The organism is Rhodococcus sp. MSC1_016 (assembly GCF_023667485.2).
GTDB classification, from domain to species: Bacteria; Actinomycetota; Actinomycetes; order Mycobacteriales; family Mycobacteriaceae; genus Rhodococcus_F; species Rhodococcus_F oxybenzonivorans.
The window spans coordinates 1,164,566-1,191,396 of the sequence record NZ_JAMOZI020000001.1 but is presented as its reverse complement, the minus strand read 5'-3'; the positions used below and the strand labels follow the sequence as shown (position 1 = coordinate 1,191,396).

The following is a 26,831-nucleotide window of genomic DNA, read 5'->3' as shown; positions in this document are numbered from 1 at the left end:
CGGTGCCGCAGCCACAGAACTTACTTTCGAGTAAGGTGTCGGGATGACGACTTCGAGTCCTACCTTCGCCGCCTGGCAGAAGCTTCCGGACAACGCCCTCGGTCACACTCTCTTCTCTCTGGCGATGTGTGTACGCGTTCCCTACTTCGGCTCGGTGCTCCCCCGCGTCGTCGACATGCGGCCCGGACGTTGTGAGGTTCACGCCCCGAAATGGTGGGGCGTGCGCAACCACCTCGGCACCTTTCACGCGATCGCCGCCTGCAACCTCGCCGAGGTCGCCATGGGCATGCTGTCCGAAGCGACCGTGCCGAGCACGCATCGATGGATTCCGAAGTCCATGACGGTCGACTACCTCGCCAAGGCGAACGGATCGCTGCGGGCGATCGCCGAACTACCGGAGCCGCCGGACTTTGCCACCATCACCGAGGGCGCCGAATTGGTGGTGCCGGTACGCATCGTCGACCGCGCGGGGAACGAGGTGGTCCACGCTGACATCACGACGTGGGTGACACCCCGCAGTGCGGGACCGGAGACTTCCTAGCTCTCGGGCAAGCAGCCACGGTGAGCGCACCGACGCGGAAGCGGAGATGGCCGACGGCACGACGCATGTCGAACCTCACATTTCGGTCCCGGCCCCTCTGCGGCGGCGAATTGCCCTGCGGGAGTACTGCGGACACCGGGCCTGACGTTCGCACACCATGGCCGTCGACGTGGAAGACGCAGAGGTTGCGGCGGTCACGGGAGTGGAACTGGTACAGGTGTGCGGCATTTATCGTGTACCTGTCTGCGCGCGTTACAGAAGATTCCGCGGCCCCTTCCCCGGGCGTGGACATGGTTCGCGGGTCTGGCTTCATCTCACTTCTCGCGTGCCATACTCGAGGACATGCCTGCACCTGACACCGCCGTACTTGTCGAGGGAATCGAAAAATCCTTCGGTGACGTCGCAGCGTTGCGGGGCGTGAGCTTCGAGGTACCCCGCGGCACGGTTCTGGGCATCCTCGGTCCCAACGGGGCCGGAAAGACCACCACCGTCAACGTCCTGTCCACACTGCTCCGGCCTGATGCCGGACGGGCCTTCGTCGCCGGGCACGACGTCGTCACCGAATCGGCGGACGTGCGCCGGAGCATCATGATGACGGGGCAGTACGCGGCCCTCGACGAGTCGTTGACCGGCCGCGAGAACCTCGTGCTGTTCGGGCGTCTGATGGGTCTGCCCAAGGGCGACGCGAAGGCGCGGGCCCAGGATCTCCTCACTCAGTTCGACCTCCTCGACGCCGGTGACCGAAAGGTGTCCGGCTACTCGGGCGGTATGCGTCGACGCGTCGACATCGCGTGCGGTCTGGTGATCCGGCCGGAAGTGGTGTTCCTCGACGAACCGACCACTGGTCTCGACCCCCGCAGCCGTCAGGGCGTGTGGGGTCTCGTGTCTGCGCTGAAAGATCAGGGCATCACCATTCTGCTCACCACGCAGTACCTCGAAGAGGCCGACTTGCTGAGCGACAACATCGTGGTCATCGACAAGGGCACGGTGATCGCCGAAGGCTCGGCGGACGACCTCAAGGCCCGCACCGGCGGCAGCTATTGCGAAGTGGTGCCGGTCCAACTCTCCGATCTGCCGCGCGTGCGCGAGGTTCTTGCAGGCCTGTGCCCTCCCGACCGCGTCATCGAGGAAGGTTCCGACCGCTTGTCGATTCCGGCCGAGCACGGTGCCCAGACTCTCGCCGAGGTGCTTCGTCGCCTCGACATGGCTGGTGTGAAACTTGCCGACATCGCACTCCGACGGCCGTCGCTCGACGACGTGTTCCTCTCGCTCACCGGACATGCACGCGTCGACGAGAGCCTGCCGTCGTGACGGCGCCCCCGCAGGTAGCCTTCGAACGCGCGCTCGCGGGCAAGCACCGCAAGCCCCAGCCGTCCAACGTGCAGCAGTGGGTTGCACTGACCCAGCGAAATCTCCACACCATGTCGGTGACGGGTCAGTTCTTCATTGCGGTGCTGGCGCCGTTGATCTTCACGGTCGGCTTCTACCTACCGCTGCGTCTGGTGATGAAGTTCCAGGGCGTCGACTACGCCCAGTTCGTCATGCCGATCATCGTGCTCCAAGCGATGGCGTTCACGGCCGTGTCCGCCGCGCATCGAGCAGCGACCGAGGCGTCGAACGGTATGAATACCCGATTCCAGACCATGCCCGTGGGAGCAGCCATACCCTTGGCGGCGCGCATGTCGGCGTCACTCGTGCACTCGTCCATTTCGCTCGTCGCTGCCGTGACCTACGGGTATCTCATCGGTTTCAGGTTCGATGGCGGCACGCGGCTGACCCTCGGCTTCTGTGCCCTGGCGATGCTCATCGGGTTCGCACTCACGACCGGTGCCGATGCGCTCGGAACGCTGACGGGGAGCCCGGAAGTCACCAGCCAGGCGCTCACGCTCCCGCAGCTGATTCTGGGGATGTTCTCCTCCGGATTCGTTCCGGTGAGCCAGTTCCCGGAGTGGGCGCAGGGCTTCGTGCGGAACCAGCCGATATCTCAGTTCTCCGAATCGATGCGTGCCATGACCGAGGGGACGATCACCCTGCACCAGATGACGCCGACTCTGCTGTGGTGCGCCGGACTCGTGCTCGCTTTCGTTCCGTTGTCGATCTGGTCGAATGTGAGGCGCGGATGACCACCGAGTATCGAGCCGAGGCGCCAACCCGGGTGACGTTCCCCGCGGTGTCGAAGCCGCATCCCGAGAATTCGGCATCCGCCCTGGTGGTTCACAGCCTGTTGCAGACGAAACGGCTTCTTGTGCGTTGGGCTCGCGACCCCGGAACGATGATCCAGGCCATCGTCTATCCCGCGCTGATGCTCGTCATGTTCTGGGCAGTGTTGGGCATCTCGATCACCAAGGCCACGGGCGTCAACAGTCTGTACGGCACCGTCCCCATGATCACTCTGGTCGGCGCCATGTTCGGCTCCATCGCGGGGGGACTGTCCCTCAAGAAGGAATGGGCCAACGGCCTGCTCGGCAGGTTCTGGGTTCTCCCCGTCCACAGGGCTTCTCCCCTGGTCAGCCGGCTGCTGGCCGAGTGTGTGCGCATCTCTCTGACGACGGTCCTCATCATCGCCGTCGGAATTGCCCTCGGTTTTCGGTTCGACCAGGGCGTCCTCGCCGGCGTGGGCCTCATGCTTCTGCCACTTCTCTTCGGCGTCAGCTTCGCGACGATGGTGACGGCCCTAGCTGTCAACGCGGGGAAGGCGCCACTCGTCGAACTGCTGTCCCTGCTCTGCACCCTTCTGCTGTTCTTCAACTCGGGATTCGTACCCACCGCCGCGTACCCGACCTGGTTGCAGTCGTTCGTCGAGAACCAGCCGATGTCCTGTGCCATCGACGCGATGAAGGGTCTGTCGATGGGCGGTCCGGTGGCGGAACCACTGATCAAGACGATCGCCTGGTCGATCGGTGGACTGATCGTATTCACCTACCCCGCGGTGCGCGGATACCGAAGGGCCGCAGGGACTCCCCCGTAGCACCCACGTCCGCGTGCGGTCCCGTCGAGTCCCGCGGAATCAGCGAGGGGTCCTGCCTGTGAGGGGTGGCTGAATCACCAACGGGTCGTCTGCGGCCGGCGGACCGTACACACCCCCGCTCCGAGTCGCGTTCTCCTGCCCGAGATCGTCGGGGCGTGGAACATTGACCGCACCACGCTGTTCGAGGTACTCCTGCGACTGGCACGTCCAGTCGAGGGCCGGTTCACGTGGTTCCGCCTCGGTGACCAGTCGGCGGGGGGCGTCGTACACGCACATCGGGCCCTGCGTGCCGACGAGGAGCAGATCGGCCAGTCCGCCCTTCTCGATCGAACCGATCTTCGGCAGTGCCGTGGGCATGATCGACAGGCCGTAGTCGAGTGACGGTTGCCGATCCGCCACGATGCGGGTGGGGAGGACCAGATCGGCGAGCATGGTGCCGAGGGAGTCGCGGTTGCCGGCAAGCAGGGAGTCGAGGCTCGCCATCGTTTGGGGCGAGCGTCCCATCAATTCGACGAGGGCCGCATCGTTGGCCTGCAGTTGTTCGAAGACATTTCGTGCGGTGCTCGCCGATCCGGGCAGTGCTGCAGCCAATCCGTCGGCGCTGTCCAGGAGTGGCATTCCCTTGTCGACGATGGTGGTGAGCGCTTCTGTGCGGCTGTCGAGTAGCTGCGCTGCCTCGGCCGAATTGTCGAGCAGGTTCTGCAGGTCCGGTCCGGTTCCCTGGAAGGCGGTGCCGAACGTGTCGGCAATCGTCGAGAGGTCGCGCACGTCGAGTGTGTTCACCAGGTCGGTCGCCTGAACGAGGGTAGCGTCCAGCGACTTCGGAACCCCGTCCGCCGGGATGGCGATGACGTCTCCGTCGACCAGATAGGGCGGCTGGTCGGTGGTGGGCATGATGTCGAGCGACTGAATGCCGACCGGATTCTCGGTGCTGATCTTCGCGACGGACCCGATCGGTATCTCGGTGCCCGGATGCAGTTCGATTCCGAGCACGATGCCCGAACCGGACGGGCTGACGTCGACCGATTCGACTGTGCCCACTCCCACACCGCGGTAGTTCACCGAGGTTCCGCGGGCGAGCCCGGCTGCGTTGTCCAGCTCGGCGCTCAGCCGGAGAGGATCGCCGAACGTGTCCGGTCCGGCGACGTACCGCAACCCGAACAGGATCGCGACCAGCGAGATCACAACGAACATGACGAGCTGCGCCACGACGTGCCGGGTCATCAGCGGACACCTCCGCCGAGGACCTCGGCCAGCGTCCGGGCTTCCGGGACCTCGAGGGGCGCCGAGCCGGTGAGCAGTTTCGCGATGACCGCCGTGACGTCGAAAGTCCCGTTGAAGGTCACGTAGTCGCCGGGTGTGGCGGCGGCGAATCCACCGAGGAACCGTGCGACCGCGTCCAGTGTCGGCGCCAGCTCCGATTCGAACCCTTCGAGGGCGGCCAGTACCGTGCCGGCGTCATCGATTTCGGCCGACAGCTCCGTTCCGGCGCTCCCGAGGACACGTTCGGCTTCCCCGGTGAGTGCGGACGCCTGGTGCATGAGCGCGGTGATCTGTTCACGCTGGGACAGCAGTAGGTCGATCACCGGCGACATTTCGGTCAGCGCGCGATCCAGTATCGGCTGCCCGGCCGCCAATTCGGCGGAAAACGCATGGGACGCCCCTATTGCCCTGTTCAGTTCGTCACGGTGGTCGTCGACGACGCCCAGCGTGTCGTTCAACATGTCCGCGAGGTCTCGCACCTTGTCGGAGCGGCCGGCGAAGGCTGCGCTCAATTCCCTCATGATGGTGCTCATCTGATCGATTCCACTGCCGTTGAGCACGGTGGCGAGCGCTGCCAGTCCACTTTCGATGTCCGGGCCGCGCGACGTGCGTACCAATGGAATCGTGTCACCGTCGCCCATCGGCGCCCCGATTCCGTCCTCCAAGTTCAACCGCACGAACGGATTGCCGAGGGCAGTGGGCAACTCGATCCGCGCGGTGACATCTCGAGGCACACGGACGTCGTCACGAATCCGCATCTCGAGCCTGGCCGTGAAGTTTCGGGTGGACACCTCGGATACGCGACCGATCACATCCTGTCCGGCCCGGACTTCGGCACCGGGTACGACCCGGTCGGCACCCGCGAACTCTGCGGTGATGCGATACGACGGCCCGTCGGGCGCGTGACCGACCGACAGGCCTTGAAGGCTGAGCGAGCATCCGGACGTGATCGCGGCGGCCCCGAGGATCACCACAGTCGTCAGTGCGTGCATTCTGCTAAGAATCGTCATCGTCCTCCGACCATGAGTTCATGTAGCCCGAACGGATCGGACATGCTGGGAGGGAATTGAATCGGGTTGGTGATTCCTGGCCCGCGGCAGAGGATCGGATCGACCACCTGACACAGAGGCGACGTCGGCTCGGCCTGCGCAAGAGTGGTCGAGATGTTCAATCGGATGCGGGCACGCTGGTCGGGGGTGACCGCACGCTGAATGTTGTCGACAAGCAAGGGCAGCAGATCCATGATCTCGGCGAGGTCGGTGTCGTGCTGTCGAAGAACTCCACTCATTCCGGCGAGGTTGTCGATACTGGCACTCAGGTCGCCGCCGCGAGCGGCAACGAGCTGATCGATGTGGTCCAGCAGGGTCGTGAGCTGCACTATCGTGGAGCCGATCTCGAACTGCTGTCCGGCGAACTCGTCGCCGACGACAGTCAGCGACTGTGCCAGCGAGTCGATCTGAGCCTGCCGCGCCGAGATCGTCGTGACGAGCACCTCCACATTATCGATGAGGGCGCCGAGATCCTCGCTGTTGCCGGCGACGACCGAACTCGCCTGGGACAGCGTGCGGATGGCATCGTTCATCGCCTGGCCCGTACCGTGCGTGGACGCCGCGGTGGCCGAGAGTGCGGCTCCCACGTTGCCGCCTTCCGGACCGAGCACCTCGACCACAGTCTCGACACTGTCCATCAGTTGGTCCCAGGTAATCGGCGAGTGACTGCGCTCGAGCGGGATGGTGTCGCCACTGCCCAGTACCGGTCCCCCGGTGTAGGCCGGTCCGAGTTCGACGAAGCGTTCACCGATCGCGGACGACACCAGCACATACGAATGCGCATCCGCAGGAAGGCTGACGTCGGCGGCGACCGACATGGTGACCAGAACGGTCGCACCCCTCGGTTCCACCGCCTCGACGGCGCCCACCGGGACACCCAACACGGTGACCTTGGTTCCGGGAAAGACCCCGTTCACGTAGGCGAACTCCGAATGCACTGTGGTTGAGGACGAACGGAAGATCACCAGCCAACCGGCCACTGCGATCGCCACGACGAGCCCGACCGTCAGAGCGATCCCCACAGCCCTGCGCGCCGCGGTCTTCACGAACACCCCGTCAGCAGTCCGACGACGCACAGCAGGTTGTCCGCGATGAAGGCGGAGGGTGCGGAGACGTCGGCCCAATCGCCCGTTCCGGTCGAGTTGACCAGGGCGCGTGCGGCCGGTGCACCCTGTGTGAGGAGGGTATCGACATTGCCCAGGTTGGCGTTGAGGCGGTCCGTCACCGCACGTGCGTTCGCAAGCAGGAGGTCGAGATCGTGTGTGTTCTCGCCGAGGAACTGCGACGCCTGAGCGACCAGGGACTCCAGATCGTCGACCATCTGACGTATCGCTTCCCGTCGCGTCGCCAGCGTCTTCATGACGACCTCGGCGTTTCCCAGCAGCGTCGACAACTGGTCCTGTTGACTTACCAGCACATCCGTCACAGTTCGGGAACTGTCGAGCAATTGCGAGATCTGGTCGGCATTCTTGGCCAGGATCGCGGACGCTGCGCTGATCCCTGCCAGCGCATCCCGATTGAGGGTGGCATCCGTGGGCATCGTGTCCGTGACCGTCGCAACCATCTTCTGCAGTCCCTCGACGTCCAGTTCGCTCGCTGCTTCGATCGCGCCGGACCCGATGTCGTCGAGGGAGTAGGGCACGCTGGTGCGGCTCAGCGGGATCACTCCGTTCGACGGCGTTTCACCCGGCCCGGAAGGCGCGACATCGAGATATCTCTTACCGAGGATGGTCGACAGTTTCACTCCCGCCGAAGTCGTGGAGCCGAGGCGTCGTTCACCGTCGAGCCGGAAATGTACGTGGACCCGATCGCCGGCAAGCTCGACCTCCGTGACCCGGCCGGCAGGAACTCCGGCGACGTAGACGTAGTCCGAGGTGGTCAGGCCTGCCGCGTTGGCGAGTTCCGCCGTGTACGCGTCGGTCCGAACGGTAAAGCTCAGCCGAGGGACGACGAGGACGACTACCAGAACCAGTGTGGCGGCCGTGATTCCCACGGCTCCCACGGCAAGAGGACTGACCGGTCGCACACGTTCCTTGCCGGACAGGGAGTCCCAAACGTCCCGAACCTTGTCCACGAACGTCATTGGCAATACCTCGAATGCAGGTCTGGACCCAATGCGCCTTCCTGACCGTCGACATTGACGATGAAGGTGCACAGGTAGATGTTGAGCCACGATCCGTACTCGCCGGCGCGGTTGACGGAGGCGAAGAAGCTCGGAGTCGCCGTCATCAGGTGGTCGAACTCGGCGTTCGCGCCGAGCATCGCACCCGTAAGCGAATTCATCCGGTCTACCGTTCGGGTGAGTTCGGGAACTCGGCCGTCGAGGATGTCGATCATGGAGGCACTGACGGCAGCCGTGTTGTCGAGGGTGTCGATCAACACGTCGTTGTTCTCGGCGAGCATCCCGGTGAACGCGGTGAGGCTTTCCACCAAGTGCGAGAGTTCTGGTCCCCTGGCGGCCGCGGTGGTGGCGACGACCTCGAGATTGCCGATCAGCTCACCGATGACCTGATCGTGATTCGCCAGATTTCCGGTCACCGCGGTGACCCGTCGCAGCAGGGTGTCGACACTCGTTCTCCGGCCGTCGAATACGGCGACGACCTCGGAGGCGAGTTCGTTGACCAGTGTGGGGTCGATCGCCTCGAACAGGGGCTTGAAACCATTGAACAGACCCGTCAGGTCCAGGGCAGGCGAAGTGCGGTCGAGCGGGATCGTCTCCCCCTCCTCGAGCGTGCCTTTCCCGATTTCTCCTGCACTCAGGTCGAGGTACCGGACACCCAGCAAGTCGCCGTACCGGATGGCGACGGTGGTGTCGGCGGGCAACTTCTGATCGCGCTCCACCCGGAAACCGACCAGGGCAGAGGCGGTTCCGGCATCACCGTCCACGATCTGCACCGAATCGACCTTTCCTACTCGCACGCCGGCGATGGTGACGTCGCTGCCAGGCGTGACGCCCTGGGCGTCGGTGAACATCGCCTTGAATCCGACCGTCGGGCCGGGGACGGGGACGCGCAGGGTGTTGACCACGAGAACTGCGGCGAACACCGCGACGACCAGGAAGATCGCCAATTTGAACGCCGATCTGCGGACGTTCATCGACCACGTCCTTCACCGCAGTTGGGCCCGCTGAGGCCGGGATAACGAGGGCAGTCCGCAGCGGTGTACGGCCGCGGATTCGACAGGTCGGCGGCGACCCGCACAGCAAACTTGCCGGTCGCGAAAACCGATGCCCCTGCCTCGCCGAACGGACCGAGCTCGTCGAGTGTTGCCCGCAGCATGTCGGACTTACTCGCCATCGTGCCGAGGGTGGGTGAAAGATCCAGTGCTACAGCGATCAACGAATCGGCGTTCTCCTCCACGACTGCCCCCGAGTTCCTGGAGACGACGAGACTGGCGGCGAGAAACCCGGTGAAGCTGTCGGCGTTCTCCACCAGGGTGTGCGACAGGGACGTCGCCGCCTCCATCGTTGCCAGTAGATCCGGGGACGCCGCAGCCAGCTGCTCACTGAGACGGGCGATCTGCGGGGCGCGCTGCGCCACCGAATCGACGAGCGGCGCTGTCGCCTGCGCGACCTCGTGGAAGCTGTCGAGAGTGTGACCCAGCTGCTCGCCTCGGCCGCGCAGCGCGTCCGCGACGGCACTGAGGGCCGCCTGCATCTGTTCCGGCTCCACCTCGGACAACAGCTGGTAGACGCGCGAGTACAGGTCGTACATCTGCACCGTTTCGGTAGAGGTGTCGGGTGGGAGGTGCGCTCCCTCGGCGAGTCTCGCTCCGGCTGCGGCGCCGGTGGGTACGAGGTCCACGATCTGGTCGCCGAACAGGGTGCGGGGCACGATCCGAACGCGAACGCTCGCCGGGATGTGGTGGATCTGCTGGGGATCGAGGCTGATCTCCAACCCCGACTTCTCGATGCCGGGATCGACACTGGCCACGGTGCCCACCGCGGCGCCTCGGTACGACACCGTCGAATGCGACTTCACGGCGCCCGCCTCTGCAGGCAGGGTCGCGTGCACGACGGGATCGGTCACGATCGACTCGGTGCCGAAGCCGACGAGGAGAATCGATCCGGTGGCGAGGGCGACGACGCCGAGCAGTCCGCGAACGGCGAGGGCGATCGTCCCTGGGCCGCCCGGGCGGCCCCGCATCACGGCAGCCCCAGCGCGGGAGCGGACGGCACGAGACCCCAGAGTGCAAGAGTCAATAGCAGGTCCACGATTCCGATGGCGAGGATGCTGGTGCGCAACGCGCGCCCGGCGGCCCGGCCGACGCCCTCGGGACCTCCGAATGCGTGATACCCGTACGAGCAGTGCACCAGCGCAATGATGGTGGCGAAGACGATCGCCTTGACGAACGAGTACAGGATGTCGGTGGGAGTGAGCATGAGATGGAAGTAGTAATCGTAGGTACCAGCGGACTGTCCGGCGAAGGTGACGATCACCAGCCGCGACGCCAGGTAGGATGACAGGAGCCCCACGATGTAGAGCGGCACGACACAGATCAGGCAGGACACGAGCCGGGTGCTCGCCAGAAACGGCAGCGAGCGGATCGCCATCGCGTCGAGCGCGCTGATCTCCTCCGAGATCCGCATCGATCCCAGCTGCGCGGTGAACCCGGTCCCGACCTTGGCCGCGAGCGCTATCGACGCAATCACCGGCGCCAGCTCACGCGTGTTCAGAATCGCGGACAGGAGCCCGGACAACGACCCCATTCCCAGTAGATCGAGCCCGCGCAAACCCTCGATGCCCACCTGAGTGGCCGCAACTGCGGACATGGCGAACACGACTCCGATCGCGCCGCCGCCGGCGAGCACAGTGGCGCCACCGAAGCTGATGTCACCGACCTGACGCATGATGTGCCGCCAGTACTTCACCACTGCGAGGGGGATTCCTGCGACTGCGCTTCCGTAGAAAGTGAATTCCCGGCCCAGCCCCGTCAGCAGATTCAGGGGTTGACGAGCCTTCGACTTCGCCCAGTGCGCCGCGGACCATCTGGCATCGACCACCACCATCAGTAACCACCCACTGGGACGACGAGAACGGAATAAAGCTGACTGAGGACGGTATTCACGATGAACACCAAGATGAAAGCGAGGACCACTGCCTCGTTGACGGCATCGGCAACACCACTGGGACCGCCCTTGGTGTGCAGGCCCTTGAAGCTGGCGATCAGCGCTGAGGTGACGGCGAAGGCGGCGGACTTGACGAGCGCGACGACGAAATCCGAGAGCCGGGTGTACTGGGACAGTGCGGTGAGGAAGCTGCCGGCCGAGGTGTCCTGGACGACGACCTGAAAGAAGAAGCAGGCCGACACACCGATCGCCGTGACCATCGCACACAGCGCGACCCCGACGACGACCGATACGAGAACCCTCGGGACGACCAGCCTTTCGATCACGTTGAGCCCGATGACTTCCATGGCCTCGACCTCTTCCCGGATCGTGCGCGACCCCAGGTCGGCGCAGATCGCGGAACCCCCGACACCGGCCAGCATCAACGCGCATACCAGTGCAGACGCCTGCCCGACGATCACGAAGCCGACGACCGCCCCGGTATATCCCTCGGCACCGAGCTGACCGGCGAGACTGCCGATCGTCACAGCGATCAGAACCCCGATCGGGATCATGAGAAGCAGTGCAGGCGCCGAGGTGACCGACGCGAGCCGCCACGCCTGGTCGAGAAATTCTCGCCATGCCAGCTTGCGCCTGCTGAGCACTCGCACTGCGGCAACCACAGTCGCAATCGAGAAACCGATGAGCGCGCCGACCTCATGGGCGAACTGGCTCAACGGCCCCTTCGTGGGTGGCAGTTCGAATGTCATCTCGGCACGGGTTCAGACCACGACGCTGTTCGCGCCGTGCATTTTTCGAAGTTCGCCCTTGACGACCTTGCCGCTGGCATTGCGCGGTAACGCCTCGACGACGACGACGTCTTTCGGATGCTTGTAGCGAGCCAGTTTGTCGTCGAGCCATGCCGTGAGCTCGTCGGCCGAGAGGTCGTCACCGTCGTCGGCGAGCGCCATGATGGCCACGGGCACTTCGGTCCACTTCGGGTCGGGGCGGCCGACGACGGCTGCCTCGCGGATCCTCGGATGTGCGAACAGTACGTTCTCCACCTCGGCGCAGTAGATGTTCTCGCCACCCGAGATGATCATGTCTTTCTTGCGGTCCACGACGTAGACGAAGCCTTCCTCGTCCTGCCGCACGAGGTCACCGGAGTGGAACCAGCCGCCGGCGAAAGCCTCGGCTGTGGCGGTCGGGTTTTGCCAGTACTCCTGCATCATGGTCGGTCCGCGGTAGACGATTTCGCCGACGGTGCCCGGCTCGACGTCGTTCATCTCGTCGTCCACGATGCGGGTGTGGAGCGTCGGGATCGGCTTGCCCACGGAACCGAGTTTGCGCATCGCGTCGTCGCCGTCGAGCACGCACGTGATCGGTGACATTTCGGTCTGCCCGAACACCGCGACGATCAGAGCGTGCGGGAAGGTGTCCGCCATGGAACGGAGGACCGTATCCGACGCCGGGGCTGCACCCCAGCTGATGACTCGCAGCGCGAGATCGCGACCCTCGACGGTGGGGTCGGCACACACTGCCTGCCACTGAACCGGTACCAGGAAAACGGAGGTGACCCGTTCCTGTTCCCACACGTCCAGCATCTCGGTGGGATGAAAGGCCTTGAGGGGATGGATCACTGTGGTCCCCCCGAGCATCAGCATGGGGGCGACGGAACCGAGCGCGGCGACGTGGAATACCGGTGACGCAAGGAACCCGATGTCGTCACCCCGGTCGTAGCGCATGGCGCGGATGCAGGTGATGGCCTGCCCGACCATGTTCGAGTGGGACAGCACCGCCCCTTTGGGGGTTCCGGTGGTTCCGGAGGTGTACAGAATGAGCGACGGGGTGTCCTCCGGAAGGTCGACAGGGTTGTACGCAGGCCCGCCTTCGACGAGTAGCGCCTCGTAGCCGAGCACGTCGCCCTCGGTCACCGCGCCCATGTTCACGACCAGGCTCAGCTCCGGAACTTCCTGGCGTACGGCCGCGACCAGCGGCGCGAGCGCCGGCTCGGTGAACACGGCACGTGCACCGGAATCGCGTGCGATGAACGCGACCTCAGGGGGTGTGAGCCGAAAGTTGACCGGCACGGCGATGGCGCCGAGCGCATTGATCGCGAGCACCGCTTCGAAGAACTCGGTCCGGTTGAGGGTCAGGAGGAGGACGCGATCACCGAACGCGACTCCACGGCGGGACAGTGCCCCGGCAAGCGCCTCGGAGCGGTCGTGGAGTTGACGCCAGGAGGTGTTCTGCCCGAGGAAGCGAAACGCGGCATGGTCCGGCTTCATCTCGGCATGGGTCGCTACCCAATTGTTCCAGTGGTTGCGGCGGGATTGCAGTGGCTGGGTGAGCAGCTCGCTACGAGATGGCATTGTGTTCGTGGTCCCTTCGCTGTACTCGTCTCTTCCAGCGCGCTTCGACGGACCTGCGCGATGGCTGTGACGAGTATTACAGATCATGACTGTGATCGGAACGGTTTTGTTAACCGGAATTCGCATAGTGAACGGATGCGGACGGCTCGAATGATCGGTGGAATCACCCCAGGAATCGAGCCGCTCGCTTGCCGAGCATCGCGGTCACTCCCTCGACGAAATCCTGCCCCTGCAGCAGTTCGGTCTGCCCGGCCTTTTCCCGCTCGAGGGCACCTTCGAGCGCTGTCAGCGTCGATGCCGTGAGCGCCCTCTTGGTCAGTTCGACGGCACGCCGCGGACCATGAGCCAGCTTCGCCGCGACGGCGTCGACGTGAGCCGCCAGTTCACCGACCGGTAAGACTCCCGCGATCAACCCTTCGCGCTCGGCCTCCGGCGCCCCCAGGCGTTCACCGAGCAACGCCATCCGGGTTGCCCTCGCGCGGCCGATCGACGCAGCGATGAGCGCACTGGAACCGCCGTCGGGCATCAGCCCGATGTTGACGAACGCAAGGAGCAGGTACGCATCCTGGCAGGCGTAGGTGAGGTCGGCTGCCAGCGCGATCGAGGCGCCGACCCCTGCTGCGGCACCGCTCACCTGCGCTATGACAGGCACCGGCAGGTCGACGATGGCTCGTACCACCCTGTTCGCCGCCTCCATCACCACCTCGGGTGACGCCTCCCTACCGCCCGCCGCCGCGGCGGCGGCGAGGTCGGCACCCGTGCTGAAAGCCTTTCCCGCTCCGGAAATGACGACGACCCGGACGGAGCGGTCGATGGCCGCGTCGGTGAGGATCGCACCGAGAGCTGTCATGTGCGCCAGGTCCAGCGCATTCATCCGGTCGGGGCGATCGATGGTGATCCGGAGGATCCCGCCGTCGCTGACGACGCGGAGGCCGTCGACCGCGGGAGCGGTCACGACGCTGCCCCGACGCGCATACCCGTCGCGTCAGAAAGTCGTCGAGTGATCAATGCTTCGGCTTCGGTGAATTTCGTTCTCAGCATCTCAGTGCACCTCTTCATAGGTGCCGCCCCGCGGCGGCCCGGTTATCGACGACGTAGAGCGTGCGCGGCCCCGAACCGGCTGAACGCGCATGCGAATACTGGTTAACTTATTCGCCAACTCACACCGGTGTCAATGCTGGGCAAGCACTATCAGTACGTGTACACAGCGATTTCGGCATGTTGGCGCGAGCCGGGCCCCGGAACTGCACCCGGAGTCGATCGATACGCACGGGAGTGCCGGTTAAGATGACGAACAGATAAACTGGCAGCACAGGCCGACTACCGGAGGTGACCGTGGCCCGGACCAACACGGCGGCCGGCGCCGCCACCGAAAGGCCCATTCGCCGTCGGCCGAAAGACCGCAAGGCGCAGATCGCCACCGTCGCGGCGGAAGCGTTCAGCGAGCGCGGCTACCACGCCGTCGGCGTCGACGACATCGCAGCCACCATCGGAATCTCAGGTCCCGCCCTCTACCGGCACTATCCCAACAAGTACGCCCTGTTCGTTCATGCAGCCACCACGACCGCCGATGCACTGCGCACCGCCGCCGACGATGCACTCGCAGGCCTCGACGAGGCGGCCGCCGGGGAGCGGCTCGACCGGCTGATCTCCGCGCTGGTCACCAACACGATCGAACACCGCAAACTGGGGGGCCTCTACCGGTGGGAGGGCAGGTACCTCCAGGCCGACGACCGCACGCGCATCCGGAACGTCTTCGTCCACGTAACCCAATGCGTGGCGGCGCCGCTGCGAGAGCTGCGGCCGGAACTGTCGGCCGTCGATGCCACGACTCAGGGTGCCGCGACGCTCAGCGTGATGGCCAGTATCAGCGCACACCGCACCGCCCTGGCTACTCGTCGCCTCCACGCGCTTCTGACGAGCGCGTGTGAGTCGATTCTCCGCACAACCCTTCCGCCTGCCGTACCGACCGGTGACGTGCCGGCACGAGTCGAGGGCACGGGCGGGCTGACCATGACGTCCAAGCGCGAGTTGCTGATCAACGAGGCCGTGCACATTTTCGACCGGAACGGCTATCACGACTCGAGTATCGAGGAAATCGGCGCGGCCGCTGGGATCAATGCCTCCAGTGTGTACCGGCACTTCCCCAGCAAGGCAGATCTTTTGGCGGCAGTTTTCTATCGTGCGGCGGATCGGCTCGCAGTGGCGACGTCGGCTGCCTTGTCCGCCGCTACCGACCCTCGGGCGGCGCTGTGCACCCTGGCGGAGTCGTATCTGGAATTGGCCTTCCGCACTCCGGCCGTGCTGTCCGTCTACTTCGCCGAAATCGGGAATCTGCCCGAGAACGAACGACGAAATCTCCGCAACGTGCAGCGTCTCCACGTCGAGGAGTGGGTACATCTCGTCACCGCGGTGCGGTCGGAGCTTTCGGCAGCCGAGGCGCGGTTCCTCGTACATGCCGCGCTCGGCCTGGTACTCGACATCGGCCGGCTCATCCACTTCGATACCGCCGAGGAGTCACGCGCCCGGCTCCACGCTCTGATGGTGGCCGTCCTCCTCGGACAATGACGGACCAAGGGCGCCGCGGTGGTTGTCCTTGTCTGCGCCGAGGTCCCGCGGCCGGTAGCCCACCGGATAACCCGGATAAGTGCGATTTCGCGCGTCCCGGGCGGCCTTCGAGCTGGTGCGCGGCGGCAGGAAGCGTACGAACTTGCCCCGCAATCGGAGCACACGCCGGGCGGTGTGCTGCAACCACACCGGTGCAGCGTCGAAACCGAACGCCGACAGCATCATCGGGTCGAGCAGAGCATTTACTCCCTGCGCCACGAAGGGCCGCAACGGCCTGGGGAACCACGAGCAGAACAAATCTCGCGTGTAGGTTCCGACGCGATGGTTGTCCTCCGTGTACCGGAAGTGTTTCCGCTCGTAGTCGGCTTTGAATCGGTAGAAATCCTCGTAGCTCGTGGGAATGTCCTTGATACCCATTCGAACCCCGACGCCGCGGTAGAAGTGGAAACACGCGAGGCGCTCGTGCGGAGTGAGCCGCCGCCACCCGAAGCGGTCGATCCAATCGATCGGCTCGTAGATGAACGTGGTGAGCACGTACAGCATGTCGTCATTGTCGATGTCGTACTTGCCGTGCATGCGGTTGACCACACGCAGGGATTCGATCCCCCGCTCGGAGTCGTACCCGTGTTCGACGAGTTCTGCCATCAGGAGGGCCGTGTCGTCGTAGCGCTTCTGTGGCCGCTTCTCGAATTCACCGGTGCGCTGGAGCAATTCGGAGACGGTCGGGACACAGTAGGTCCGGAACAACGCGAACTCGAGGGACCGCTGGTAGTCCCAGGGAAACTCGAAACCTGCCGTGATGCGGTGAATCTCCTGGTGATCACGCACCGGATCGAGTTGTTCGATTCGGTGTACCCAGCCATACCTGCCGCGGGGAGCGGCGCCTGGGGGCCTGTCGGCACTGTCGTTCTTCATCAGCATGGGATTGTCGCCCTTTCCGGCCGCACTCAGCGCCCGTGACGGTTCTTCAGCATCCAGGCGGAAGCAAGCATGTCGCGCTTCTTTCGCTCCATCGTCAGCAGATTCAACGGTGCCGCGAACCGCTGCCGGGCGATCGACTTGACCCTACAGAACTCGCGCAGCCCGTCCGCTCCGTGGATGCGACCGAAACCCGAGTCTCCGACGCCGCCGAAGGGCAACGCAGCGACACCGGCGAAGCCGAGTACCGAACCGATCGTGACGACGCCGACCCGCAAGGCTTCGGCCACGCGCATCGCCTTTCCGGCGTCCTTCGTGAATACGGAAGCACCGAGGCCGAAGGCGGTGCCGTTCGCTCTCGTCACCGCCTCGTCGAGACTCGCGACCTTGTTCACCACGACCGTCGGCCCGAAGGTCTCCTCGCAGATCGCCGTGCTGTTCTCCGGGACGTTGGTCAGGACGATCGGGCCCACGTAGCCGTCCTTGATGGAGTCGAGCCCGCCGACCACGGCGGAGCCACCCTTGTCCAACGCATCCTGTACGTGACGGCGCACGACGTCCGACTGGCTGGTCATCGTCATCGGCCCGTAGGACGCATCCTTCGGACCTGGGTGCAAAGCTTTCGCCTTGTCGGTGACCAATCGGACGAAATCGTCGTAGACCGAATCGACCACGTAGATTCGCTCCACTCCGGCGCACGTCTGCCCGGCGTTGCCCATGGCACCGAAGACGGCGAAGCCGGCCGCTTCCTCGAGATCTGCGTCCGAGTCGACCAGCATGGCGTCCTTGCCGCCTGCCTCCACGACGAGCGGAGTGAGCGTTTCCGCACACGCGGCCATCACCCGCTTGCCCGTCGCGGCAGAACCTGTGAAGGCGATCTTGTCCACGCCGGCTGCGACGAGCGCCGATCCGGTGGACCCATCACCCGTGACGACCTGGAGGACAGGCTGATGCGGGACGAGGGCCGCCCACTTCTCGGCGATCCATACCGCCACCCCGGGGGTCAGCTCGCTGGGCTTGAACACTACGGCGTTGCCCGCCGCCATTGCGTAGGAGACGGAGCCCATCGGGGTGTACACCGGATAGTTCCACGGACCGATGACGCCGACCACGCCCATCGGCTCGTATCCGACGCTGCTCGCCTGATTGGCACTGACCAGGCCGGAAGCCACCTTGCGGCGGCGCAAGACTTTGCCGGCGTTCTTGGCCGCCCAGTCGAGGTGCTCGATCGCGAGCATGACCTCGAGGAGTGCGTCGTCGTACGGCTTTCCCGTTTCGGCCGCAACCAGCCGGGCGAGTTGCTCGCCGTCCCGCGCCATCGACTTCTTCCAGTCGAGCAGCCACTTCTTTCGGCCGTCGAAACCGAGTCCCTTCCACCACTGAGCTGCGCTGCGGGCTCGCTCGACCGCGTCACGCACGTCACGCTTGCCGTGGATGGAGTACTCGGCCAGTACCTCGCCGGTGCGCGGGTCCAGGGACGAGAACGTTCCTGGTGACGGCTCCGCGGAAGGCAACGGCGTGGTGCCCGCACTCGTGTCGGTCGTTTCGGCCTGCTGTGGCATGGCACTTCCTCCCTGGGATCACATCAAATATATGTGATGTGATGTAATGTAGTGGACATCACAGTATGCGGCAGACCGCATTCCGGCAAGCCCCGCACAGACCCCTGCGCCGGGCCGGCCGTCCGCCGCCTCACCCACGAGGAGCCCTTCGCACATGAGCGTCGAATTCACCAGTGAACAGAAAGACTTCGCCGCGGCGATCGCCGATTTCTGCAGGCGCGAGACCGGCACCCGGGAACTGCGGGACAAGCTGACGAACCACGGGGAGCACAACCACAACCAAGACGTCTACGAGAAGATGGCCAAGCTCGGCTGGCTCGGAATCACGGTTCCGGAGGAATACGGCGGCTCGGGCGCAGGCCTCGTCGACATGTGCATCCTTCTGGAGGAGGCTGCCAAGGGAATGGCCCCGATCGGTGGCATCGGGCCGACGTGGATCACCGGTGGCGCATACGCCAAGTTCGGTACCGAGGCCCAGAAGGACGTCGTCCTGCGCGGCATCGTGGCCGGCCGATCGCAGTCGATCTCGATGTCCGAACCGGAGGCCGGATCGGACGTCGGAAATCTCAGCACCCGCGCGGAGAAGACCGCCGACGGCTGGGTGATCAACGGGCAGAAGACGTGGTGTTCCAACGCGCACTTTGCCGACAACATCCTCCTCGTGGCCCGCACGGGGCAACCGGTCAAGCGCGGCGCGGGGAGTTCTGCCGGGGAGGGAAAGCACGAGGGGCTGACGATGTTCCACGTGCCCGCCGGGACGGAAGGGCTGACGATCAGCGGCATCGGCACCATGGGCGGCAAGGAGGTTAACGACCTCTACTTCACCGATTGCGCGCTTCCCGCGGATGCCGTGGTCGGCGAGGTCGGCAACGGCTGGCGGCAACTGATGACCGGCTTGAACTTCGAACGCCTGATCCTCGCGGCCATGATGCTCGGTACGGCGCAGCGGGCGTTCAACGACACCCTCGAGTTCATCACCCAGCGCAAGCAGTTCGGGAGGCCGGTCGGAACGTTCCAGGTACTACGTCACCGTATCGCCGATCTCGCCACCGAAATCGAGTGCTGCAAGCTTCTCGTCTACAGCGTCGCCAAGGAGGCCGACGCCCACCCGGACAAGATGCTGGCCCGCGAAGCGTCGATGGCCAAGTTGAAGGTCACCGAGACTGCCAAGAAGGTGGCGCTCGAAGGCATGCAGATGATGGGCGGTTACGGCTACGCCACCGAGTTCGACATGGAGAAGCACGTTCGCTCGACCCTCGTCTCCAGCATCTACGGCGGCACCAACGAAATTCAGCGCGACATCATCGGTAAGACCTACGGCTTGTAAGCACCGCTCGCGGTTTATGCTGGTTGCCGCATCTAAGGAGTTACCCATGACGTTGCCCTCCGTGTCACGAAGCTCAGCGGCCCTGCGCCGTCGACCGCAGCTGTCCGACGACGTCGCCGTGCACGTGCGGAACCTGATCATGTCCGGGGGCGTTCGTCCGGGTGACTTCATCCGGCTCGACGACACCGCCGCGGAGTTGGGAGTCAGCGTCACGCCGGTGCGCGAAGCCCTCCTGACCCTGCGCGGTGAAGGGCTCGTCGAACTCGTCCCCCACCGCGGCTACGTGGTCGCCCCACTCAGTCGCGAGGACATCCACGACCTCTTCTGGCTCCAGAGTCAGATAGGCGAGGAACTCGCGGTGCGGGCCACCCGGGCGGCCACCCCCGAAGCCATCGAGGAATTGACCGACATCAACGACAAGCTCGAGCGGGCGGTGGAGGACAACGACGCCGCCCGCATCGAGGATCTCGAGTTCAAGTTCCACCGGGTCATCAACCACCTGGCGAACGCGAACAAGCTGTCGTGGTTTCTTCTCAGCGCCACTCGCTACACGCCGGCGCACTTCTACTCCTCGGACCCCGACTGGGGCGAGTCGGCGGTCGCGAGCCATCGCCGTCTCATCGCGGCCATGGCGGAGAAGAAGGCCGACGTGGTGGGAGCCGAGAACAAGGCACACTTCATGGACGGTGCCCAGCGATTGGTCGCCCACCTCGACGAGATCGGCATCTGGGACTGAGTCCGTCCCGACTGGGTGCCGCCCTCAGGGCACGTCTCAGCCCACCTCACAGGGGGCCGGGTTCCGGTCGGCGTACGTGGGGTCGAGAGCCCGCTGAATGATGTAGAGCGCGCGCGGATCGGTCGTCAGCTCGTTGTGCTCGGCAGCGTTCGACTCGCACCCGTCCTGAAGCCACACGTTGTGCACGGTCGCACCCGGTCCGGCGGTGAGGAACGTGTTCTCCGGCGGAGTCGAGACCGTGTCCCGGCGACTCGCGACCACTGTGTACTCGATACCCGGGTCCGTGTCGCCCGCGGCATTGAGAACCTGCAGGAACGGCGAACCGACCATCTGCTGGATGTACGAGGGCCCGACGGCCACGCCGGCGAGCGTCGTCACGGGCACACCCAGCGCCTGGGCGACGGCACCGAGCATCTGCACGTCCCCGAAACTGGTGCCGTGATTGGTAGCACCCAGCGTGACGAGCGAATGCACCTTGTTCAGGGCGGGATTGTTGCGATCGGCGCCACCCTCGAAACGGAGGTACTGCCGGGAGAGCGTGCCACCGAGCGAGTGCCCGACGATGTCGACCTGCGGGGCACCCGTCGTGGAACGGACCCGATCGACGAACACCGCGAGTTGCTGGGCCGACTCGGCGATGTCGGCACCGCCGAACATGCGCAGCAGATTGCCTTCGGTGAGACCGGCGACCTGCCCGTAGTTGAGGGCGAAGACGCAGTACCCCTCGGCCGCGAGAGCCGGCGCGAGGTCCTTCCAGGTGGCCGCCATGCTGACCCACGTGCCGTGCACGAGCACGACCGGGCGGGGGTGCTCGGGCGAGGGCTTGCAGTTCCAGTCGTTCGCCCCGGGCAGCACCGCAGGATCTGCGACGGGCTCGGGCTCAGTCGCCGCAGGGTCCGCCGCTGCAGGTGCCGCGCCGAGCATCAAGATGCCCGCAAGCACTAACATCAGGGCCTGGGTGGCCGACGAAATACGCATATGCCTCATATCCTGGATAGGCCGAAAATAGACTTCTGGTTACGTTACCCAAAAGTCCATCGAAGTCTCAATCCGTGATTGAGACTATGGGGGTGATCACCACCGGTTCGCATCCGCAACCCGACATTTCGCCGTCTCGGCAGTCCGGGAGGCGCGGAGAAACGAACCACCACTGAGACACGATAGTCGGGATGAGAAAGCTACTGCCGATCGAGTGACTGGGGCGACTATGTATTTCTCCGTAGAAGAGGGGAAGAGCGATGATTCCGGAAAGGCCCCTGACGCCTCGGCGCACCAGGCACTCGAGGATCTGCGCGCCGAACTCGACGCCGTCGACGCCACGCTGCTCGACGCCGTAGGCCGGCGACTCGAAGTGTGCCGACGTATCGGTGAACTCAAGCGACGCTCCGACATCGCGATGATGCAACCGCACCGGATCGGCCTGGTGCACGAACGCGCTCGCCGCTACGCGGACAGCCACTCCCTGTCCCCCGCCTTCTTCGACGCGCTCTACGACCTGCTGATCGCCGAGACCTGCAGGCTCGAGGAGTTGGTCATCAACGGCGAGACGGGCGCGAGCGGTCCCGGTGACAGTGGCCACAACGGCCACCACCGCCCCCATCCCTCGACGAATGTCGAATCGTCATGAGTACGCGGACGCTGCTCGTCGACAACTACGACTCCTTCACCTACAACCTCTTCACCTTGCTCGCGGAGGTGAACGGCGAGCCCCCGACCGTCGTGCACAACGACGTCGAATGGGACTCCGTGCGGTGGTCCGAGTTCGACAACATCGTCATCTCCCCCGGTCCAGGACGCCCCGAACGCCCCCGTGATTTCGGCATCAGCGCCCGGGTGATCGCCGAAACCGGACTGCCCGTCCTGGGGGTGTGCCTCGGTCATCAGGGACTGTGCCAGTTGTTCGGCGGACAGGTCGTCCTGGCGCCGGAGCCGATGCACGGCCGCGTATCGCTCGTCGAACACCACGGCAGCGAACTCTTCGAGGGCATCCCGTCGCCGTTCCCCACCGTGCGGTACCACTCGTTGATCGCGCGGGATCTGCCCGAGGACCTCGAGGCGACGGCGTGGACCACCGACGGTCTCCTGATGGGCGTGCGTCACCGGAGCCGGGCCCTGTGGGGCGTTCAATTCCACCCCGAGTCGATCAGTACGGCGTTCGGACACGAACTGCTCGCGAACTTCCGCGACCTCACCCCGACGCACTCGGGTACACCGACTCCCGGGTCGATGCTGAAGATTCCCGTCCCGCACGCGCCGTACGTCATCTCGCAGGTCCGCATCGACCACGAGGTCGACCCGCGCACCACCTTCGAGGATCTGTTCGCCACGGGGCCGAACGCCTTCTGGCTCGACGGCACGTCGGCATCGGAACCGACTTCTCGCTTCACCATCATGGGCAACTGCTCCGGGCCCCGAGCCGAGTACATCACCTACGACGTCGGTGAATCGATCGTGCGGATCATGCGCGAGGGGCTACCCGTGGAACAGGTCCACGCCCCGTTCTTCGACTACCTCGAACGCCAACTGGCGGCCAGGTCGGTTCCCGGACTCCCCGGCGTGCCGTTCGGGCTGGGCTACGTCGGCTATCTGGGCTACGAACTGAAGGCCCAGACGGGTGGCGCCGCCGCCCACCGATCGCCCACCCCCGACGCTGCACTCGTGTTCGCCGACCGAGCCGTGGTCATCGATCATTCCAGCGAGCGCACGTATGCGCTGTGTCTCAGCGATCACCAGGACGATCCCGAGATGCGTCGGTGGCTCGACGAGATGGAGGCGGCGCTACGGCGGCTCGCGGAGCCCGACCACCCGGCGTCGGCAGTGCCTCCGATCAGGAAACCCGAATCGACGGAGCTGGCACTGCGTCACGACCACGACCGGTATCTCGAGCACATCGCGTCCTCGCTCGCCGAGATTCGGACGGGCGAGTCGTACGAGGTGTGCCTGACCAACATGGCGACCGTCGATCAGACGATCGATCCACTGCACACCTTCGAGCTGCTTCGCACCATCAGCCCCACTCCGTACAGTGCGTACCTCCAATTCGCGGGCCTGTCGGTTCTCAGCGCGTCGCCCGAACGCTTCCTACGGATCGGCCCGGACCGCGTGGTGGAGTCGAAACCGATCAAGGGAACGCGTCCGCGTGGGGCGACCCCGGCCAAGGATGCGGCCCTGCGTCAGGACCTGCTCGACAGCGAAAAGGACCGCGCCGAGAACCTGATGATCGTGGATCTCACGCGCAACGATCTGGCGCGGGTGTGTGTGCCGGGGTCGGTGCACGTTCCCAAGCTCTTCGACGTGGAAACGTATGCAGCGGTCCACCAGCTGGTGTCCACGGTGCGTGGGACGCTCAGTGCCGACGCCTCGGTCGTCCAGTGCGTCCGCGCCGCCTTCCCCGGCGGTTCCATGACGGGCGCGCCGAAGATCCGGACGATGGAGATCATCGACCGGCTCGAGTCGGGACCGCGCGGTGTCTACTCGGGAGCGATCGGTTACTTCTCGCTGACCGGCACCGCCGACCTGTCGATCGTCATTCGCACCATCGTCGCTACCGACAGCGAAGTGACCTTCGGGATCGGCGGCGCCATCACGGCACTGTCCGATCCGGAGGAAGAATTCGACGAGGCCATGGTCAAGGCCGCCACCATGGTGCGGGCGTTGTCCGTCACCGCGGACACCCCGAACGAAATAGGACCATGACCATTCCGGCGACATCATCCCGGACCGTCGCACTGATCGGCGGCCGCGGTGATGTCGGCCGAATGCTGACCGGTCGGCTCCGCGACGACGGCATGCGCGTCCGGACCGTCGACATCGACGTTCCGGATGTGGCCGACGCCGACTCCGTGCAGGGCGACATCACCGATCCGTCACCCGAGGTGCGCGCGCTGGTGCAGTCGGCTGACGCGGTGGTGCTGGCGGTACCGGAAACCGTGGCGTTGAACGCACTGACGTTCCTGTCCGAGTCGCTGGCCGAGCACGCCCTGCTGGTCGACACCCTGTCGGTGAAGTGCCGATTCGACGCCGCTCTGCGGGCGAACCCGCTGCCCAACAGCGCCCTCGGCATCAACCCGATGTTCGCCCCCGCACTGTCGCCGCAGGGCAGGCCGATCGCGGCGGTGACGTATCAGGACCGCGGTGACCTCGGCTGGTTCCTGACGTCGCTGTCCGGGTGGGGTGCGTCGGTCGTCCATCTGGACGCCGAGCGCCATGATCGGCTGACCGCGCTCACCCAGGCACTCACCCACGCCGGTGTGCTCGCATTCGGACTGGCGCTGGGCGAACTGGGGGCCGACGGCGCCGAGCTGACGGCGATGGCAACCCCACCGCACCTGATGTCTCTCGCCCTCCTCGCACGCGTGGGGAGTGGGGTACCCGAGGTGTACCGGGACATCCAGGTCGGCAATCCGTTCGCCGCGCAGGCCAGACGCGCGCTCACCGACGCGATGCGCACTGTCGACCACACCGTCGAGAACGGCACCGACCAGGACTTCGCCGACCTTATGTCCCGGTCGATCTCGACACTCGGTGACCGGCGCGAGCCCCTCGCCCGCCTGTGCGCCGAACTTTTCGCCGACCTCCAGCACACCGCGCCCCGGTTCTGGGACGGGAACGGAGAATCCTCATGACGATCGACAACGCCCACGCCCTGCCGGAGCACGACCGGAACGACCCGGTCGAAAGCGCCGTGGTTGCCCGGCTGGCCCGCAATTGGGGGCAGCGGGCGACAGTGAAGAAGCCGGAACCTGATCTCGACGCCCTGTTCGACCTCGACAAGCGGGACTACCCCGACGAACTGCTGCCTTTCGCCGACCACGACAGTTTCCGCCACGCACCTGAGGATCAGCAGAACAGACTTCGCGCGTGGGGCTGGATCGCGTTCAACAAGAACGTGATGGACATCGAGCAGTACGTCGTGAATCCGGGCTTCGATCTCGTCGCCCACGACGCCCTCGACACCGGTATCGGCGACACGTTCGCGGTAGCGGTACACGAGGCCATGGTCGACGAGCAGTACCACACGCTGATGCATCTGAACGCGAGCGCGGTGACGCGCAGGCGCCGCGGCTGGGCCATGCCGAACAACGCGTTGCCGGACGTGCTGACACTGCGCCGCCAGCGTGCCGCCACCGCTGACGCCGCCGACCCCCGGAAGCGGGCGATCACCACCTTCGCCTTCATGACGGTCGCCGAGATCTCCATCAGCTCGTACCTGGACCTCATCTCCGAGAACGAGGCGATCCAGCCGGTGAACCGGGCCACGGTGCGACTACACAATCGCGACGAGTACTGCCACGCCTCCATCGCCGACGAGATCGCGGGCGTCGTCTACGACACGCTGGGGCCCGACGACCGGCGGCATCTCCTGGACGGGCTCGTCGATGCGATGACCGCCTTCAGCAGCAACGACTACTCGACGTGGCGCACCATCGTCGAGGTCATCGACCTCCACGGCGGCCAGACGATGATCGACGACGCCGAACACGACACAGGCCGTTCTGCTCTGGTGCAGGACTTCGGCGGTATTCACAAACTGTGCAAGCACCTCGGCGTCGCGGGCGAGATGTCGTTCGACTGGACATAGCACCTCACACGTGCGCGCGAGGCTGCGGTCGCCGTTCGGCGCCGGCGAAGAGGCGGCCCAGCGAGAACGACTCCCGCTCGGGATCCCACGCACGGAACGGCACCCACATGAGGAGATAGAACGGCATCGCGGTCGCGGCGACAGCGAACGTCCCGAGGGCCGCCGACAGGCGCTTGCCGTGCAGCGCAAGCGTGCGAGGACCGCGCAGCACGTAACGCCAGTAACTACCCACCGGAGACAGATACCGACGACCGGAGATGCTCGCTTCCATCCCCGGCACCATCGCACAGGACAATCCCTCGCTCTGCAGGGTCAACGACAGATCCGTGTCCTCGTGGACGTCCTCGCCGTCGTGTAACGCGGACTTGATGTCCTCCCACGCCGTCTTGAGAATCGCCATGTTCGAACCGAAAAGTCCGGGCGCGGCGATCGACTCACCCCGCTCGAGTTTCGCCTCATTCTTCGCATTCATCTTTCGCTGCAAGGACGCGAACAGCCCCTGAAACGGAAGGTCATAGCAGGTGCAGGTACCGGTCGCCGCGGCATATCTGTCGCTGTGCCGGGAAAAGAACGATTTGATATTCGCGGCCCAATTCTCATTTATTTTCGTGTCGACATCAATTCTCGCTACGATATCTCCCGTCGCGGAATTCATTCCCGTGCTACGCGCAGGCGCACAACCCTGTGCCACTTCCTTGACGAGCCGCACCTTGGGTTCCCGGTGCTGCGCAGCAGCAACTATCGCTGCCGTCGCGTCGGTCGAGTTGTTGTCGACCACGATGACCTCGTCGATGTGATCGATCTGCTCGAATATCCTGTCCAGACACTCCTGGATTGCCGCTTCCTCGTTGTACGCCGGGATAACCACAGAGAGAGTTGAAATCGACATGACTCAGTAA

Annotated in this window: 25 protein-coding genes; 11 read left to right on the top strand and 14 right to left on the bottom strand. The window is 65.1% G+C overall.

What is annotated here, in order from left to right; genetic code table 11:
• The first annotated feature begins 43 nt into the window (after window positions 1–43).
• The 4 genes from L1080_RS05370 to L1080_RS05355 all read left to right on the top strand — a co-directional run bounded on the left by L1080_RS05370 (window position 44) and on the right by L1080_RS05355 (window position 3,509).
• Entirely contained in the window at window positions 44–541 is a 498-nt protein-coding gene (locus L1080_RS05370; RefSeq protein WP_159925628.1) for a hotdog fold domain-containing protein, read from the top strand.
• Window positions 542–883: 342 nt separating this feature from the next.
• Window positions 884–1,852, top strand: coding sequence for an ATP-binding cassette domain-containing protein (locus L1080_RS05365; RefSeq protein ID WP_109331608.1), 969 nt, complete (start codon window positions 884–886; stop codon window positions 1,850–1,852).
• Window positions 1,849–2,664, top strand: coding sequence for an ABC transporter permease (locus tag L1080_RS05360; RefSeq protein ID WP_109331609.1), 816 nt, complete (start codon window positions 1,849–1,851; stop codon window positions 2,662–2,664). The genes L1080_RS05365 and L1080_RS05360 overlap by 4 nt, the downstream gene beginning before the upstream one ends.
• Window positions 2,661–3,509 (top strand): ABC transporter permease, encoded by an 849-nt coding sequence (locus L1080_RS05355; protein ID WP_109331610.1) that lies wholly within the window; start codon window positions 2,661–2,663, stop codon window positions 3,507–3,509. Before L1080_RS05360 ends, L1080_RS05355 begins: the two co-directional genes overlap by 4 nt.
• A gap of 39 nt (window positions 3,510–3,548) precedes the next feature.
• Here the strand turns inward: L1080_RS05355 and L1080_RS05350 are convergent, their stop codons facing one another.
• The 10 genes from L1080_RS05350 to L1080_RS05305 all read right to left on the bottom strand — a co-directional run bounded on the left by L1080_RS05350 (window position 3,549) and on the right by L1080_RS05305 (window position 14,195).
• A complete protein-coding gene (locus L1080_RS05350) occupies window positions 3,549–4,733 on the bottom strand; it encodes an MCE family protein (protein ID WP_250768970.1) in 1,185 nt (394 codons plus the stop codon).
• Complete coding sequence (locus L1080_RS05345; RefSeq protein ID WP_250768968.1) at window positions 4,733–5,764, bottom strand: MCE family protein; 1,032 nt, start codon at window positions 5,762–5,764, stop codon at window positions 4,733–4,735. The genes L1080_RS05350 and L1080_RS05345 overlap by 1 nt, the downstream gene beginning before the upstream one ends.
• 14 nt (window positions 5,765–5,778) lie before the next feature.
• Complete coding sequence (locus L1080_RS05340; RefSeq protein WP_250768966.1) at window positions 5,779–6,867, bottom strand: MCE family protein; 1,089 nt, start codon at window positions 6,865–6,867, stop codon at window positions 5,779–5,781.
• On the bottom strand, window positions 6,864–7,904 hold the full coding sequence (locus L1080_RS05335) for an MCE family protein (protein ID WP_250768965.1): 1,041 nt from the start codon (window positions 7,902–7,904) through the stop codon (window positions 6,864–6,866). Before L1080_RS05335 ends, L1080_RS05340 begins: the two co-directional genes overlap by 4 nt.
• A complete protein-coding gene (locus tag L1080_RS05330) occupies window positions 7,901–8,917 on the bottom strand; it encodes an MCE family protein (RefSeq protein WP_250768963.1) in 1,017 nt (338 codons plus the stop codon). The genes L1080_RS05335 and L1080_RS05330 overlap by 4 nt, the downstream gene beginning before the upstream one ends.
• The gene (locus tag L1080_RS05325; RefSeq protein WP_250768959.1) at window positions 8,914–9,966 is read right to left on the bottom strand and encodes an MCE family protein; all 1,053 of its coding nucleotides are present in this window, start codon (window positions 9,964–9,966) and stop codon (window positions 8,914–8,916) included. The genes L1080_RS05330 and L1080_RS05325 overlap by 4 nt, the downstream gene beginning before the upstream one ends.
• On the bottom strand, window positions 9,966–10,826 hold the full coding sequence (locus L1080_RS05320) for an MlaE family ABC transporter permease (RefSeq protein WP_250769226.1): 861 nt from the start codon (window positions 10,824–10,826) through the stop codon (window positions 9,966–9,968). The genes L1080_RS05325 and L1080_RS05320 overlap by 1 nt, the downstream gene beginning before the upstream one ends.
• A 2-nt stretch (window positions 10,827–10,828) precedes the next feature.
• Window positions 10,829–11,638, bottom strand: a complete 810-nt coding sequence (locus tag L1080_RS05315) for an MlaE family ABC transporter permease (RefSeq protein ID WP_250768956.1) — start codon at window positions 11,636–11,638, stop codon at window positions 10,829–10,831.
• A gap of 12 nt (window positions 11,639–11,650) precedes the next feature.
• A complete protein-coding gene (fadD5, locus tag L1080_RS05310; protein WP_250768953.1) occupies window positions 11,651–13,240 on the bottom strand; it encodes a fatty-acid--CoA ligase FadD5 in 1,590 nt (529 codons plus the stop codon).
• Between the two features lie 163 nt (window positions 13,241–13,403).
• Entirely contained in the window at window positions 13,404–14,195 is a 792-nt protein-coding gene (locus tag L1080_RS05305) for an enoyl-CoA hydratase (protein ID WP_250768950.1), read from the bottom strand.
• A 374-nt stretch (window positions 14,196–14,569) separates the two neighbouring features.
• On the opposite strand from L1080_RS05305, the gene L1080_RS05300 reads away from it, so the two are divergent.
• Window positions 14,570–15,808 (top strand): TetR/AcrR family transcriptional regulator, encoded by a 1,239-nt coding sequence (locus L1080_RS05300; RefSeq protein WP_308202121.1) that lies wholly within the window; start codon window positions 14,570–14,572, stop codon window positions 15,806–15,808.
• Here the strand turns inward: L1080_RS05300 and L1080_RS05295 are convergent.
• Together L1080_RS05295 and L1080_RS05290 are read right to left on the bottom strand one after the other, a co-directional pair.
• Window positions 15,758–16,729 carry an oxygenase MpaB family protein gene (locus L1080_RS05295; RefSeq protein WP_374433286.1) on the bottom strand — a complete coding sequence of 324 codons (972 nt, stop codon included), beginning with the start codon at window positions 16,727–16,729 and terminating at the stop codon, window positions 15,758–15,760. The two genes, L1080_RS05300 and L1080_RS05295, sit on opposite strands and share 51 nt — an antisense overlap.
• 26 nt (window positions 16,730–16,755) lie before the next feature.
• Window positions 16,756–18,288 (bottom strand): aldehyde dehydrogenase family protein, encoded by a 1,533-nt coding sequence (locus L1080_RS05290; RefSeq protein ID WP_250768941.1) that lies wholly within the window; start codon window positions 18,286–18,288, stop codon window positions 16,756–16,758.
• Between the two features lie 154 nt (window positions 18,289–18,442).
• Between L1080_RS05290 and L1080_RS05285 the strand changes: the two genes are divergently transcribed.
• Window positions 18,443–19,615: an acyl-CoA dehydrogenase family protein gene (locus L1080_RS05285; protein ID WP_250768938.1), complete on the top strand. Its 1,173-nt coding sequence runs from the start codon at window positions 18,443–18,445 to the stop codon at window positions 19,613–19,615.
• Window positions 19,616–19,661: 46 nt separating this feature from the next.
• Complete coding sequence (locus L1080_RS05280) at window positions 19,662–20,351, top strand: GntR family transcriptional regulator (RefSeq protein WP_159925600.1); 690 nt, start codon at window positions 19,662–19,664, stop codon at window positions 20,349–20,351.
• Window positions 20,352–20,387: 36 nt separating this feature from the next.
• Here the strand turns inward: L1080_RS05280 and L1080_RS05275 are convergent, their stop codons facing one another.
• Window positions 20,388–21,329, bottom strand: a complete 942-nt coding sequence (locus L1080_RS05275; RefSeq protein WP_159925598.1) for an esterase/lipase family protein — start codon at window positions 21,327–21,329, stop codon at window positions 20,388–20,390.
• A gap of 229 nt (window positions 21,330–21,558) precedes the next feature.
• Between L1080_RS05275 and L1080_RS05270 the strand changes: the two genes are divergently transcribed.
• The 4 genes from L1080_RS05270 to L1080_RS05255 are packed head-to-tail and all read left to right on the top strand — an operon-like array spanning window position 21,559 to window position 25,932.
• The gene (locus tag L1080_RS05270; RefSeq protein ID WP_213577824.1) at window positions 21,559–21,978 is read left to right on the top strand and encodes a chorismate mutase family protein; all 420 of its coding nucleotides are present in this window, start codon (window positions 21,559–21,561) and stop codon (window positions 21,976–21,978) included.
• Window positions 21,975–24,047, top strand: coding sequence for an aminodeoxychorismate synthase component I (gene pabB / locus L1080_RS05265; RefSeq protein WP_250768935.1), 2,073 nt, complete (start codon window positions 21,975–21,977; stop codon window positions 24,045–24,047). The genes L1080_RS05270 and pabB overlap by 4 nt, the downstream gene beginning before the upstream one ends.
• Window positions 24,044–24,976 (top strand): prephenate dehydrogenase, encoded by a 933-nt coding sequence (locus L1080_RS05260; protein WP_250768932.1) that lies wholly within the window; start codon window positions 24,044–24,046, stop codon window positions 24,974–24,976. The genes pabB and L1080_RS05260 overlap by 4 nt, the downstream gene beginning before the upstream one ends.
• Entirely contained in the window at window positions 24,973–25,932 is a 960-nt protein-coding gene (locus L1080_RS05255) for an AurF N-oxygenase family protein (RefSeq protein ID WP_250768929.1), read from the top strand. Before L1080_RS05260 ends, L1080_RS05255 begins: the two co-directional genes overlap by 4 nt.
• Before the next feature lie 4 nt (window positions 25,933–25,936).
• On the opposite strand, the gene L1080_RS05250 is transcribed toward L1080_RS05255, so the two are convergent.
• Window positions 25,937–26,821 carry a glycosyltransferase family 2 protein gene (locus L1080_RS05250; RefSeq protein WP_159925589.1) on the bottom strand — a complete coding sequence of 295 codons (885 nt, stop codon included), beginning with the start codon at window positions 26,819–26,821 and terminating at the stop codon, window positions 25,937–25,939.
• Window positions 26,822–26,831 lie beyond the last annotated feature (10 nt).

Bases quoted from the DNA above. Each gene is read 5' to 3' on its own strand.
- L1080_RS05370 (WP_159925628.1), top strand. From the start codon at position 44: ATGACGACTTCGAGTCCTACCTTCGCCGCCTGGCAGAAGCTTCCGGAC.
- L1080_RS05365 (WP_109331608.1), top strand. From the start codon at position 884: ATGCCTGCACCTGACACCGCCGTACTTGTCGAGGGAATCGAAAAATCC.
- L1080_RS05355 (WP_109331610.1), top strand. From the start codon at position 2,661: ATGACCACCGAGTATCGAGCCGAGGCGCCAACCCGGGTGACGTTCCCC.
- L1080_RS05350 (WP_250768970.1), bottom strand. From the start codon at position 4,733: ATGACCCGGCACGTCGTGGCGCAGCTCGTCATGTTCGTTGTGATCTCG.
- L1080_RS05345 (WP_250768968.1), bottom strand. From the start codon at position 5,764: ATGCACGCACTGACGACTGTGGTGATCCTCGGGGCCGCCGCGATCACG.
- L1080_RS05335 (WP_250768965.1), bottom strand. From the start codon at position 7,904: ATGACGTTCGTGGACAAGGTTCGGGACGTTTGGGACTCCCTGTCCGGC.
- L1080_RS05330 (WP_250768963.1), bottom strand. From the start codon at position 8,917: ATGAACGTCCGCAGATCGGCGTTCAAATTGGCGATCTTCCTGGTCGTC.
- L1080_RS05325 (WP_250768959.1), bottom strand. From the start codon at position 9,966: ATGCGGGGCCGCCCGGGCGGCCCAGGGACGATCGCCCTCGCCGTTCGC.
- L1080_RS05315 (WP_250768956.1), bottom strand. From the start codon at position 11,638: ATGACATTCGAACTGCCACCCACGAAGGGGCCGTTGAGCCAGTTCGCC.
- fadD5 (WP_250768953.1), bottom strand. From the start codon at position 13,240: ATGCCATCTCGTAGCGAGCTGCTCACCCAGCCACTGCAATCCCGCCGC.
- L1080_RS05295 (WP_374433286.1), bottom strand. From the start codon at position 16,729: ATGCTGATGAAGAACGACAGTGCCGACAGGCCCCCAGGCGCCGCTCCC.
- L1080_RS05290 (WP_250768941.1), bottom strand. From the start codon at position 18,288: ATGCCACAGCAGGCCGAAACGACCGACACGAGTGCGGGCACCACGCCG.
- L1080_RS05285 (WP_250768938.1), top strand. From the start codon at position 18,443: ATGAGCGTCGAATTCACCAGTGAACAGAAAGACTTCGCCGCGGCGATC.
- L1080_RS05280 (WP_159925600.1), top strand. From the start codon at position 19,662: ATGACGTTGCCCTCCGTGTCACGAAGCTCAGCGGCCCTGCGCCGTCGA.
- L1080_RS05275 (WP_159925598.1), bottom strand. From the start codon at position 21,329: ATGCGTATTTCGTCGGCCACCCAGGCCCTGATGTTAGTGCTTGCGGGC.
- L1080_RS05270 (WP_213577824.1), top strand. From the start codon at position 21,559: ATGTATTTCTCCGTAGAAGAGGGGAAGAGCGATGATTCCGGAAAGGCC.
- pabB (WP_250768935.1), top strand. From the start codon at position 21,975: ATGAGTACGCGGACGCTGCTCGTCGACAACTACGACTCCTTCACCTAC.
- L1080_RS05260 (WP_250768932.1), top strand. From the start codon at position 24,044: ATGACCATTCCGGCGACATCATCCCGGACCGTCGCACTGATCGGCGGC.
- L1080_RS05255 (WP_250768929.1), top strand. From the start codon at position 24,973: ATGACGATCGACAACGCCCACGCCCTGCCGGAGCACGACCGGAACGAC.
- L1080_RS05250 (WP_159925589.1), bottom strand. From the start codon at position 26,821: ATGTCGATTTCAACTCTCTCTGTGGTTATCCCGGCGTACAACGAGGAA.